The sequence below is a fragment of the Veillonella sp. S13054-11 genome, assembly GCF_002959795.1.
GTDB lineage: Bacteria > Bacillota > Negativicutes > Veillonellales > Veillonellaceae > Veillonella > Veillonella parvula_E.
Map to the genome: position 1 here is coordinate 47,281 of NZ_PPCY01000003.1, position 12,744 is coordinate 60,024.

Sequence of the window (12,744 nt, forward strand, 5' to 3'; positions counted from 1 at the left end):
AAGGACATATAAACAAGGAAAAAAGCCAGATAAAATCTAATATTATCGATGCTTATATACTTATTAATCCTACCTCTTAATTATACAATATTCTTAGAAATTTTTCACCAAATCTTTTTTCTAATTCTTCTTTCATGATAGATTCTAATTTTTCTATTCCGAATTGATTTGCAAAATCTAGCACATCCTTGCGAGCCTTTACTAAAATCTCAATATCTTTGATGATATTAGCAACACGCAAATCAGGTAGTCCTGATTGAGCTAATCCAAACAATTGTCCTGAACCACGAATCAATAAATCTTGCTCTGCAAGCTCAAATCCATCCTGGATTTGTTCCATCAACTTTAAACGCTCTTGACTTACATCATTTTTAGAATCACTAACAAGAATGCAATAGGACTGATGAGCACCACGGCCTACACGTCCCCTCAGCTGATGTAGCTGAGACAGACCAAATCGCTCTGCCCCTTCAACGCACATAATGGTCGCATTTGGCACATTAACCCCCACTTCGATAACTGTTGTAGAAACAAGTAATGAAATTTCACCCCTATGGAAGGCATTCATCACTTCATCTTTTTCACTTGGCTTCATACGACCGTGAACGAGGCCCACTTCATAGGTCTTATAAAAGTACTCTTTTAATTCTAGATACAATTCCTCAGCAGCTTGCAAGTCTAATTTTTCGGATTCTTCTACAAGAGGGCACACCACATAGACCTGACGCCCTTCCGCCATTTCCTTACCAAAGAAAGTGCGTAATCTCTCTTTATAAGAACTATCTACAGCATATGTTTTAACAGGTTTTCGACCTGGTGGCATTTCTTTAATTAAAGATACTGCTAAATCTCCATATACGGATAATGTCATGGTACGAGGGATTGGTGTAGCCGTCATGATAAGTACATGAGGATATGTTCCCTTCTGTTGCAATCTCGCCCGTTGATCTACACCAAAGCGATGTTGCTCATCAATGATAACAAGGCCTAAATTATGGAAATTAACCCCCTCTTGGATAAGGGCATGCGTTCCAATAATCATTTGGATTCTGCCATCTGCTAAGCCCTCATAGATGCATTCTTTCTCTTTTTTCGTAGAGGATCCCGTTAATAATTCTATGGTAATACCTAAATTAGCACATACAGTTCGTATCCCTTCGTAATGTTGAGCCGCTAGAATCTCCGTAGGGGCCATCAATGCCCCCTGATACCCATTTTCAATAGCTTTTAATAAACTCAAGGTAGCCACAATAGTTTTACCAGAGCCTACATCTCCCTGCAACAAACGTTGCATAGGTCGTTCATCTTCCATATCAATACGAATATCCTCTAACGCTCGTTGTTGATCACCTGTTAAGGAAAACGGTAAATTCTCTATACACTGAGCCATTAGTTCCCCATTTGGTCCCATTTTAGGCCCTCTATGGCATTGTTCTTTATTTCGCAACAAAGCTAGGCCAGCTTGCATGACGAACAACTCTTCATAAGCCAATTGATAACGAGCCTTTTCATAGAGCTCTGAGGAGTCTGGGAAATGCATCATCTTAAAAGCATCATAGCGACTCATATAATGATGATCTTCACGAACCTCCACAGGTAAAATCTCTGGTAATTCATGGTTAGCCGCGAACCAATTACGTACAGATGAACGAACCACAAACTGAGATACCCCATCAGCAAGTGCGTAAATAGGAACGATACCTCGATCTGGTTCACCACCGTCTCCTAAGTTTTCCATTTGCGGTGTATTCATTTGCATGGAACCATATTGAAACTCAGCCTTACCATATGCATATATACGCTGTCCTTTTTTGTAAAAGTTCTTTTTATACCCTTGATTGAACAAAACAATCTTCAAAGGTCCTGTGCCATCTGCAATGACTACCTCTAAAATAGACAATCGAGGGCGAGGGCGTTTCTCTTGTACAGCAATAACAGTACCTACGACACCACCTGTCATACCTGATTTTAAATCACTAATTCTATAAATCGTACGCCGGTCTTCATAGGTTCTGGGAAAGTAAGTCAATAAGGATGTAACATTGGTAATTCCCAATTTATGCAATTGTTTCTCGCGACCAGGACCAATTCCCTTTATAGTCGTCAATCGTTCATCCATAAAAACTCCTTTAAATATACGATAAACACATGAGATATATCCAATTTTTGTATATCCTTGTGTAAAAGTCCATTTATATCTTAGAATATGATATATAGTATACCTTATATTGTAGTATATTTCATAAAAAGAGCAATATATACGACAAAAATACTTGCTTTAAGCTATTCTTTATGATAATATACTTTTGTTATGTTATAGATTAAGCTTGGAGGTGGAAACTATGGCAAACCTTTGCGAAGTATGTGGTAAATCCACATCTAGCGGTATGAACGTGAGTCATTCTCACATTCGCACAAGAAAAACTTGGAAACCGAACATTCAAAGAGTACGGGCGGTTGTAGACGGTGCTACTAAAAAAGTAAACGTATGCACTCGTTGCCTTCGTTCTAATAAAGTTACACGCGCGTAAAATAAAAAGTACATGTACTCTTTGGGGTTCTAGAGCCCCAAAAAAAGCAGTTAGTTCATTTTGAACTAACTGCTTTTTTTGTTATTTATAATGTAATATTTGGAATATAATATTGCTTAAATAACTTAATAGCATATTGATCTGTTAAGCCTGCTACATAATCAACTACATCACGTGTAGAGTAAAACGCTTTACCTATTTCACAACCTTCCATATCATCAGGGTGTTCCATGAAGTGAGTAAATAGATTTTTTACCACATGGGATGCCTTTTTGCGATCCGGAATTAAAGCTGGTGCCAAATATACATGTTTAAACATAAATTGACGGAATAGATTCATCGTCATTTCCACATCAGCAGACATAGATATAGCTGGCTTATCCAAGGATTCGCGTACCATATCCTCTACCATTGCAGTAATCATACTGGATGGAGTCATACCAAAATGTTCGCGCACTTCAAAAGGCAACACCTCTGCCGTCAACATACCTGCTCGCTGTGCATCATCAAAATCATGGCACAAATACGCAATACGGTCTACAATACGAATAATTTGACCCTCTAAAGTTACAGGAATTGTAGCCCCTGTATGACCTACGATGCCATCTCGAACAACGGTGGTTAAATTGAGACCTTGATGATCACCATGTCTTTCTAATACTTCAACCATGCGCAAGCTTTGCTCATTATGATTAAAGTGCCCTACCATATCTCGCAATGCATATTCACCTACATGACCAAATGGTGTATGCCCCACATCATGGCCCATGGCAATAGCTTCCACAAGATCTTCATTTAAACGTAATGCACGAGCCACAGTACGACCGATTTGACCTACCTCAAGGGTATGAGTCATGCGTGTCCGATAATGGTCACCTGGCGCAATATATACCTGTGTCTTATGCTTTAACCGTCTAAAACATTTACTATGAATGATGCGATCCCGATCGCGTTGAAACGCAGTTCTAAGTGGATCAGGCTTTTCTGCTATATCACGGATTGCATCGCGGCTTTTAGCTGCATAGGGAGACAGAAGCAAAGCCTCCCTCTCCTCTATTTGTTCACGTATATTCATTTACCCTCCGACGCGCGATTTTTATCAATCAATTGCATAACAAGGGAAGCTGTTTCTTCAATAGATTTATTAGAAACATCTAACACTTGGCAGTGCAAACGACGCATAATAGCCTTAGCATAATCCAATTCAGATTGAATACGCTCAATAGATGCATAATTTGCTTCGTCTTCAAGACCGATAGCGCGTAAACGTTCACTACGAATATTATTTAATTTATATGGATCTATAATAAGGCCCACGATTTTTTTTGCCGGAATTTTGAATAATTCCTCTGGCAACGGTACCTCTGGAACTAGTGGCAAATTTGCGGCTTTAATCTTTTTGTACGCCAAGAACATGGACAATGGTGTCTTACTAGTTCTAGATACACCAATAATAACTATGTCGGCCTTTTCAAAACCAGATGGATTTTTACCATCGTCATATTTCACGGCAAACTCAATAGCTTCAACCTTTTTAAAATACTCTTGGTCGAGCTTATGAACCATACCTGCTGTCATGCGAGGTTTAGTAGTCGCGATAGTACCAACTGCATCGAGAACAGGGCCCATGATATCCACAGCCGGAATATTATATTCAGCCACCTTCTCATGTAAATACTTACGTAAAGACGCAGATACAATGGTATGGCAAATAACATGATTTCCACATTTTGCGTCGTCTATAACCTCATCAATTTGGCTTTCACTATCAATATAAGGAACACGGACAATTTCAATTTGCTCCTTATCATATTGACTCGCCGTAGCTCTCGCTACAGCCTCAGCAGTTTCCCCCAGGGAATCCGATATTGCATAAATAATTTTTTCTGCCATTCTATCAACCTCAGTGTGTGCTACATTCTAAAAATACTTTTGCTACCGTCGTTTTTGATACACGGCCCACAACCTTTAAACGCTTCTTGTTACCTATATCCTCACGAGCGACGACAGGTAAACAATCTACTTCATAATCTATCATTTTCTGTGCAGCCTCTACCAAAGTATCGGTAGGCTCCACCGCTATAACCTTGCTTACAGGGGTCATAATCATAGATATAGGCATGGTATGCGAATCTGTTTGTCCCATAGAGGCGCGTAGTAAATCTTTTCGAGATACCACACCTACTAGGTATGAACCATCACACACTAATATGGTACCTACATCCTCTGTAAATAATGTGACAATTGTATCATACAAACTCGTATCCCCATTGACCACAACTGCTTGAGATAATACATCACTTACCAGAAATGACTTTAATCGCTCAGCCGTTTGTGTTTCCTTTGAAAGTCCTACATAGTAATAGCCTACGTTTGGACGTGCATCTAACACACCTAACATGGTCAATACAGATAAATCTGAGCGCAACGCAGATCTTGTGACCTCTAAATGTTCAGCAATGGCACTACCTGTTACAGGACCTTCTTCGCGAACGATTTGAGCAATTTGTTCTTGTCGTTTCGACAGTTTCACACGGTAACCCCCTTTCATCTCTGTTTGTATTATATCCTAAGTTACCATTCAGAAAAAGAGGAGACCCACAGGCCTCCTCTTTCACTATAACTATATTATTACCAAATTAGTTCGTCAGATTCTTGACGACCACGACCAGTCATAGCATCGAGCATAATTCGTTGTTCGATTTGAGCCACCATTTTCTTAGTATTAACTACTGCATCTGGGTTAACAGAAATGGAGTCGATACCGCTCTTCACAAGGAATTCGCAAAGTTCAGGGTATACGCTTGGCGCTTGGCCACAGATAGATACAGTCTTACCATCTTTATGGGCCACCTCAATGAGGTGACGAATTGCTCTGCGAACCGCTAAATTACGTTCATCATAGATATGTTGAACTGTTTCGTTATCGCGGTCACAACCGAGTACAAGCATAGTCAAATCGTTAGAACCGATAGAATAACCATCTACGTATTTATTAAATTGATCAGCTAAGATGATATTGGATGGAATCTCAGCCATGAGCCATACTTTAAAGTCTTTGCTGCGTGCAAGACCTTCTTGAGCCATTAAGTTAGTTACTAATTCAGCTTCTTCCACAGTACGGCAGAATGGAATCATAACTTGTAGATTTTTAAAACCAAATTCGTTACGTACTTTTTTGATTGCTTCTAATTCTAATTTGAAAGCAGGTGTGTACTTAGGATCATAGTAGCGAGATGCGCCACGCCAGCCAAGTAATGCACTAGATTCATGTGGTTCATATTTATCGCCACCTTTAAGGTCACGGTATTCACTAGATTTGAAGTCGCTCAAACGAACTACTACTTGGCGAGGGGCTAATGCTTGGCATACTTTACGCATACCTTCCGCCAATGTATTTACAGCGAAGTCACTGCGCCCTGTTTCGATAAGGTGCAATGGATGTTCATGAATAAAGGTTGTCCAAATGAACTCTTCGCGCATGAGACCAATGCCATCACATGGTAGTACACCATATTTTTGAGCCAAATCAGGATCACCTAAGTTCATATAAATCTTAGTGCCTGTTACAGGTACATATTCAGCTGCTACCCCTGTAGAAACTTGAGCTTCAGGCTTTTTAACGATATCTTCTAATACGCCATCGTATACAATACCATTTGTAGCATCAACGGTAATCATTTGACCATCTTTAATAGAGGTAGTCGCTTCATGACTACGACTCTTAGTACCTACGATACAAGGAATACCAAGCTCACGGCTAACGATAGACGCATGACAAGTCATACCACCAGCGTCAGTAACAATTGCTTTTGCCTTTTTCATGGCTGGCACCCAATCAGGAGCTGTCATAGCTGTAACAAGGATTTCGCCTTCTTTGAACTCATCGATATCCTCGGGATTGATGATAACGTGAGCTTTACCTGCTGCATTACCAGGGGATGCTGGCAAACCTTTTACAATAATATCGCGATTACCTGCATCTAATGTGCTAGCTTTTTCGGACGTTTCTGATTTTTCTTTGCGGGACCAAACTGTTTCTGGACGAGCTTGCAAGATCCAAATCTTGTCATTGCGTTCATCTACGCCCCATTCCATATCCATATAGCAACCATAATGCTTTTCAATTGCTTTTGCATATTCTGCAAGTTCCAAAACTTGAGCATCTGTAATAACTTGTTGTTTTGCTTCGTCAGCTGGAACCACTTCTTCAACACAGTCACCATCGGCTTTACGAACAAGGCGGACATGTTTATCGTTAATCATACGGTCCGTAATTTCCATCTTTTCTTTATCCACACGAAAATTATCTGGTGTAACCGTACCTTGTACAACATATTCACCAAGACCCCAAGAGCCTTCAATAAGAATATTGTTATCATTGCCTGTTACAAGGTCAACAGTAAACATTACGCCAGCTGCTTTAGAGAATACCATCATTTGAACTGCAGCACTCAATGCTACTGTCATATGATCGAAGCCTTGTTTTACACGATAATATGTTGCACGATCTGTGAATGTAGATGCGTAGCATTCTTTTACTTTTTCGATAATTACGTCAGCACCGCGTACATTTAAATATGTATCTTGTTGGCCTGCGAAGCTTGCATCTGGCAAATCTTCTGCTGTTGCACTAGAACGAACAGCCACAAATGGATTTTCTTCGTTCACTTTTTTACCAAGTTCTTCATAAGCATGACGGATAGCATCTGCCAAGTCTTTTGGCATTTCTTCCTGACAAATCATGCGGCGAATCTTAGCACACACTTCGCGCAATAATGCAGAATTTTCTACATCATCTAAAGCATCAAGCTCAGCCCGGATTTTATCTTCCAAACCTGTAGCTTTCATAAACTCACGATAACCATGGGCAGTTGTTGCAAAGCCATAAGGTACAGGTACATTAGTGGAGGATGTCAATTCCCCTAAAGAAGAAGACTTGCCACCTACTAAATTAACATCTTCACGTTGTAATTCATCAAACCAAAGTACGTATGCTGTTTCGCGATTCATGTGAGAACCTCCTAGATTAATTAGTGCAACACATTAAACCTTTTACACATAAATAGTATACCTTAATTTAAAATCTGTCAATTTATATGAGGATTATTATACAAATAAAAATGATAAAAAACTAAAAGATGATTGCCTAATACTAGGCAATCATCTTTTAACATGTAGTTATTACTTAATTGTTATTTCTACCTGGCTGTAATAAAAATAGATACATTCCAAGTATCAAGAATTCAAAAATAGTATCATTGATAAAAAGACTTAAAAGTATTAAAGCTATAAAAATTGGATATACCCAAAATGGAAATCCTATATCATAGGCTCTTCTCATACCAGTCATAAAAAAGAATGTAAATCCATAAATGCCAAAAGAATAACCTAAGATTAAATATTTAATCCCTTCAGCAATATCTTTAGATTGTATTACATAACTACCAAAACTAATTAATAAAATACAACACATAAATGAAAATGCATTGCCGAAAAAATAGAATAAACGTCCTAATGGTACCTTTGGATCCAAATATTTAATATGTCTAGTCTTTCCATATATCATTAATAATATTGAAATGATAATACAAATAGGAATCATTGTATAACCAAACAACTGTATTATTTCCATCTGCTACACTCCAAATAATGTTTTCATTATAAACAATACTATTATAATTAATATATTTAACATAAGCTGCAATTCAGGCGAAAGATTATAATAAGTTAATAAAGAAAAACCACCACTAACAATAATTAAACTTATACTAGCTAGTATAAGTATAGATTTTTCTAAATGATTGTTTTCTCTATGTCTCTTATATAATACATACGCTACATATATAATCCATAACCATGAAAAAAATTCAGGTTTCATTTAACCACCCTATATATATCTAAAAAATTCTTCAATACTCGTCCAGTAAGCCCCCATATGGTGTATTGTTTATAGGGATAGAAATAGACGGAATAGTTTTGTCTAATTTTCCAGTCGATATTATATCCTTCTAATAGATGAAATGGAAAATCTTTTAACGGCTTAGTTCCAATGTCTAGGTGACCTACGGTCGGTTCCATATCTAATAGATATTGTAAGGGAACTGTAAATACCTCACCTACTTCATCAGAATTTGGTTTTAAATCACTTGTATGTAGGCGCACGACGACCGCATATAGTTTTACACCAATAGCAGATACTAAACAGTCTAAATTTCCTAGCAGTTCAATTTGATCTAAGTCTATACCAAGTTCCTCAGAGCATTCACGCATGGCTGCATGAGCACCACTTTTATCATTAGGTTCACAGTGCCCACCAGGGAAACTGATTTCACCGGGTTGACGTCGCAATGTATTACTACGCACGGTAAACACCACATGATCTTCTCCATCGATTTCTAATAGAGGCACGGCTACTGCAGCTGTAATAACATCAATATCTGTAAGAACAGAATGTTCTCGTTGTGATAAAAGGTTACTTAATTTCTTGTCCATAAATGGTCCTCACACAAGTTATAATCTATTTTATACAATATTTGTAAAAATCTTTTATGTATCAAATTTGTATTTTATTTTTATATTTATATTGTCTTTGTATATTCATTATACATTAACTTGTAAGTCAATTTCTTGCTTCACAAACAACAGGTTCAGTAGATAAATAATCTTATAAACAAAATAGACAGAAAAAACTGTGATGAGAAATCTAAACCTCATCACAGTTTTTTATTAGTTAAATTTAATTTTTACAAATTTACGTTTCCCAACTTGAACGATCATGCCATCTTCTAGCTTAAGGTTTTCTTCCGTGTATTTTTCACCGTTTACTTTGAAAGCACCTGCTTTAATGGATCGACGTGCTTCACCATTGGACGCGGTTAAACCAGCATCTGTGCAGAATTGTGGTACAAAGATTGGTTCTGTTGGTGCATCCATAGCGTACTCAGGAATATCTGTAGGCATGGCGCGTTGTTGGAACACCCGTTTAAATTCTTCTTCCGCTTCGAGAGCAGCTTCTTCACCATGGTACAAGCGAACAATGGTACGAGCCAATTGCATTTTAGCATCACGTGGATGTAACTCTCCGGATTCTAGACGTTTTGCCATGTCCTCTTGCTCTTCGATAGACATATCTGTAACGAGCATGAAATAACGCATCATCAATTCATCAGGAATGGACATCGCTTTACCATACATTTCTTTAGGTTCTTCATCAATACCGATATAATTGCCCAAAGATTTACTCATTTTTTGAATGCCGTCAAGTCCTTCAAGCAATGGCATTGTAATAACAACTTGTGGCTCTTGACCTTCTAACTCTTGTAAATGACGCCCCATCAACAGGTTGAAAGTTTGGTCTGTGCCACCAAATTCAACGTCTGCATGTAATGCAACAGAATCGTGACCTTGCATCAATGGGTACATAAACTCATGCACGCCAATAGGACGACCTTCTTTAAAGCGTTTGCTGAAATCATCGCGTTCCATCATACGGGCAACTGTATAGGAGCTAGCCAAACGAAGTACGTCAGCAAAGTTCATAGATTCTAACCATTCGCTATTGTCACGAACGATTGTTTTTTCTGGGTCTAATACCTTGAAGATTTGTGTTTTATAAGTTTCAGCATTTTTCAATACTTCTTCTTTTGTTAATGGTGGGCGAGTAACACTTTTACCAGTAGGATCACCAATACGAGCAGTAAAGCCACCGATGACGATCACTACTTGATGACCAAATTCTTGGAATAAACGCAGCTTGCGAAGAGGAACAGTATGTCCCAAATGAATATCTGGAGCCGTTGGATCCAAACCTAGTTTTACAACTAGTGGTTTATTTTCCTTAATGGATTTCTCTATTTTTTTTACAAGATCTTGTTCGTTAATTAAATCCGCTACACCATGTTTAATTTGGCGCACTTGTTCTTGAGCACTAATCATGATAATCCTCCTAGAAATACTATTGTTTAAGTATACCATTATCTAAAAACTTTCACAATTATATATAGTATTGGATTTAAACCATTTATGATATAATATTTATAACTGCGTAATAGAATTTACGTTATATTTACTAAAAGAAAAAAGAGGTGACTCTATGAGTAGTAACTCAAATACGAGAGCCAACCGCCGCTCAAATGGCAATGGTTCTACACCGAAGAAAACAAATCCTAAGCGTCTATTTTGGATTTGTACACTTCTCTTTATACTCATCGTAGCCGGTGGTGGCTGTGGTTTCATAAGTGCCACATTATCAAATCTACCGGATGTATCCAATGTACGCCCTTCTGCATCGTCTCAGATTTATGACGTGCATGGCAATCTCATTACTACGGTTCACTCCACAGAAAATAGATTACCAGTACCTCTAAAGGATGTACCAAAAGATTTACAGAATGCCTTTGTAGCTACAGAAGATTCTCGGTTCTATACGCATCATGGTATTGACCCAATTGGTATTTTACGTGCCGTATGGGTAAACATTGTACATAGCGGCGTATCTGAAGGTGGTTCCACGATTACTCAACAGTTAGCTCGTAATGCATTCTTATCTCAAGATAGAACATTAAAACGTAAAATTTCCGAAGCTTTATTAGCCCTTAAAATTGAACAACATTACACCAAGGATGAAATCCTTGAAATGTATATGAACCAAATCTACTTTGGTCAAGGTGCTTACGGTGTACAATCTGCATCTCATGTATATTTTGGTAAGGATGCTAGTGAGTTAACACTTGCACAAGCGGCACTCATTGCTGGTTTACCACAAAGTCCTAACTACTACTCTCCATTCAATGATTTGGAAGCTAGTAAAAAACGTCAAGCCGTTGTATTAGGCCAAATGGTTAAATACGGTTACATTACACAAGAGCAAGCTGATGAAGCGCGTCAAGCAGATTTAGGCTTAGTGGCAAAACAAGAACAAACGCATGAAAAATCTAATGCGTCTTACTTCATTAACTATGTTATTGCACAAGTTTCTGAAAAATATGGTGACGATGCAATCTATAAAGATGGTTTAAAAATTTATACTACTCTCGATATGGATGCACAAAATGCAGCTGTAGCAGCAATGCAAAACTTGCCTAACTACTACACAGATAGCAATGGTTTACATCAACCACAAGGTGCTATCGTAGCTATGAACCCTCATAATGGTTACATTATGGCTATGGTTGGTGGCCGTGGTGATGATGCATTTAACCGTGCTACACAAGCAGAACGTCAACCAGGTTCCGCTATGAAACCATTTGTATATTTGGCAGCTATTCAATCTGGTAAAACTCCTGGTTCTATCGTAGATGATAGCCCTGTTACATTTGGTAACTGGAGCCCTAAAAACTATGAAAATGACTTCGTAGGTAGCATTACATACCGCTATGCATTACAACATTCTCGTAACGTAGCTGCCGTAAAAATTGCTGATGAAGTAGGCATGTCTAAGATTATTAAACTTGCTAAAGAAATGGGTATCTCTACTCTAACTGATCAAGATAATAACTTGTCTACTGCACTTGGTGGTTTAACTCATGGTGTAACACCTCTTGAAATGGTTCAAGCTTATGGTGTACTCGCTAATGGTGGTATCAAAGTTCAACCTACGGCAATCGTTAAAATTGTAGACCGCAATGGTCAAGTTGTGGAAGAAAACTCCATCCAAGAAAAACGTGTTGTAGATGAAAAAGATGCAGCTATCATTACAAATATGCTAGAATCCGTTATAAATGGCGGTACTGGTGGTAATGCCGCAATCGGTCGTCCTGCAGCAGGCAAAACTGGTACAACAGATGATTCCAAGGATGCTTGGTTCGTTGGTTACACGCCTGATTTAGTAGCTGCCGTTTGGATTGGTGATGACTATGGCTCGGAAACATTACGAGGCATGACCGGTGGTGACACACCTGCTATTATGTGGGGCCAATTCATGGCAAATGCGCTTGCCAATACCCCTGCTTCTGACTTCTCCGTTCCTGCTAGCGCTCAATCAGCTGTTTCTGAAGGTTATTATAATCCTGTAAAAGCACAGCCTAAAAAAGAAGCTGCTAAGGACGAAAAAGCAGACAAAAAAGACGATAAAGACAAATCGAAAGATGAAGCTGTAAAAGATGACAGTGGCTCAAAAGATGATGCAACTGAACAGAAATCTAATTCATCCAAAAGTAAAAAGTCTAGTAAAAAAGATCGTTAATCTAATACTCTAAAGGAGCGGAACATG

Annotated in this window: 11 protein-coding genes; 2 read left to right on the forward strand and 9 right to left on the reverse strand. The window is 38.4% G+C overall.

The window, feature by feature from the left end; translation table 11 throughout:
- Positions 1–76: 76 nt before the first annotated feature.
- The gene (gene recG / locus VPHSUH08_RS03660; RefSeq protein WP_105086750.1) at positions 77–2,119 is read right to left on the reverse strand and encodes an ATP-dependent DNA helicase RecG; all 2,043 of its coding nucleotides are present in this window, start codon (positions 2,117–2,119) and stop codon (positions 77–79) included.
- A 223-nt stretch (positions 2,120–2,342) separates the two neighbouring features.
- Here recG and rpmB point away from each other — a divergent pair, with 223 nt between their 5' ends.
- Positions 2,343–2,531, forward strand: coding sequence for a 50S ribosomal protein L28 (gene rpmB / locus VPHSUH08_RS03665; protein ID WP_008601135.1), 189 nt, complete (start codon positions 2,343–2,345; stop codon positions 2,529–2,531).
- Between the two features lie 85 nt (positions 2,532–2,616).
- Here the strand turns inward: rpmB and VPHSUH08_RS03670 are convergent, their stop codons facing one another.
- The 8 genes from VPHSUH08_RS03670 to tyrS form a co-directional block, all read right to left on the reverse strand.
- Complete coding sequence (locus tag VPHSUH08_RS03670; RefSeq protein WP_105086751.1) at positions 2,617–3,606, reverse strand: deoxyguanosinetriphosphate triphosphohydrolase; 990 nt, start codon at positions 3,604–3,606, stop codon at positions 2,617–2,619.
- Positions 3,603–4,424 (reverse strand): pyruvate, water dikinase regulatory protein, encoded by an 822-nt coding sequence (locus tag VPHSUH08_RS03675; RefSeq protein ID WP_105086752.1) that lies wholly within the window; start codon positions 4,422–4,424, stop codon positions 3,603–3,605. Before VPHSUH08_RS03675 ends, VPHSUH08_RS03670 begins: the two co-directional genes overlap by 4 nt.
- Positions 4,425–4,434: 10 nt before the next feature.
- The gene (locus VPHSUH08_RS03680) at positions 4,435–5,064 is read right to left on the reverse strand and encodes a helix-turn-helix transcriptional regulator (protein WP_233189877.1); all 630 of its coding nucleotides are present in this window, start codon (positions 5,062–5,064) and stop codon (positions 4,435–4,437) included.
- Positions 5,065–5,162: 98 nt separating this feature from the next.
- The gene (gene ppsA, locus VPHSUH08_RS03685; protein WP_105086754.1) at positions 5,163–7,544 is read right to left on the reverse strand and encodes a phosphoenolpyruvate synthase; all 2,382 of its coding nucleotides are present in this window, start codon (positions 7,542–7,544) and stop codon (positions 5,163–5,165) included.
- A gap of 175 nt (positions 7,545–7,719) precedes the next feature.
- Positions 7,720–8,166, reverse strand: coding sequence for a hypothetical protein (locus VPHSUH08_RS03690; RefSeq protein ID WP_008601144.1), 447 nt, complete (start codon positions 8,164–8,166; stop codon positions 7,720–7,722).
- A gap of 3 nt (positions 8,167–8,169) precedes the next feature.
- Entirely contained in the window at positions 8,170–8,412 is a 243-nt protein-coding gene (locus VPHSUH08_RS03695; RefSeq protein WP_105086755.1) for a Zn-dependent protease with chaperone function, read from the reverse strand.
- A complete protein-coding gene (locus tag VPHSUH08_RS03700; RefSeq protein WP_105086756.1) occupies positions 8,409–9,026 on the reverse strand; it encodes a CoA pyrophosphatase in 618 nt (205 codons plus the stop codon). Before VPHSUH08_RS03700 ends, VPHSUH08_RS03695 begins: the two co-directional genes overlap by 4 nt.
- A 234-nt stretch (positions 9,027–9,260) precedes the next feature.
- A complete protein-coding gene (gene tyrS, locus VPHSUH08_RS03705) occupies positions 9,261–10,469 on the reverse strand; it encodes a tyrosine--tRNA ligase (RefSeq protein ID WP_105086757.1) in 1,209 nt (402 codons plus the stop codon).
- A 157-nt stretch (positions 10,470–10,626) separates the two neighbouring features.
- Here tyrS and VPHSUH08_RS03710 point away from each other — a divergent pair, with 157 nt between their 5' ends.
- On the forward strand, positions 10,627–12,717 hold the full coding sequence (locus VPHSUH08_RS03710; protein ID WP_105086758.1) for a transglycosylase domain-containing protein: 2,091 nt from the start codon (positions 10,627–10,629) through the stop codon (positions 12,715–12,717).
- The last annotated feature ends 27 nt before the right edge of the window (positions 12,718–12,744 follow it).

Coding starts and splice junctions, on each gene's coding strand:
- ppsA (WP_105086754.1), bottom strand. CDS start 7,544: ATGAATCGCGAAACAGCATACGTACTTTGGTTTGATGAATTACAACGT.
- VPHSUH08_RS03670 (WP_105086751.1), bottom strand. CDS start 3,606: ATGAATATACGTGAACAAATAGAGGAGAGGGAGGCTTTGCTTCTGTCT.
- rpmB (WP_008601135.1), top strand. CDS start 2,343: ATGGCAAACCTTTGCGAAGTATGTGGTAAATCCACATCTAGCGGTATG.
- recG (WP_105086750.1), bottom strand. CDS start 2,119: ATGGATGAACGATTGACGACTATAAAGGGAATTGGTCCTGGTCGCGAG.
- VPHSUH08_RS03675 (WP_105086752.1), bottom strand. CDS start 4,424: ATGGCAGAAAAAATTATTTATGCAATATCGGATTCCCTGGGGGAAACT.
- VPHSUH08_RS03710 (WP_105086758.1), top strand. CDS start 10,627: ATGAGTAGTAACTCAAATACGAGAGCCAACCGCCGCTCAAATGGCAAT.
- VPHSUH08_RS03700 (WP_105086756.1), bottom strand. CDS start 9,026: ATGGACAAGAAATTAAGTAACCTTTTATCACAACGAGAACATTCTGTT.
- tyrS (WP_105086757.1), bottom strand. CDS start 10,469: ATGATTAGTGCTCAAGAACAAGTGCGCCAAATTAAACATGGTGTAGCG.
- VPHSUH08_RS03690 (WP_008601144.1), bottom strand. CDS start 8,166: ATGGAAATAATACAGTTGTTTGGTTATACAATGATTCCTATTTGTATT.
- VPHSUH08_RS03695 (WP_105086755.1), bottom strand. CDS start 8,412: ATGAAACCTGAATTTTTTTCATGGTTATGGATTATATATGTAGCGTAT.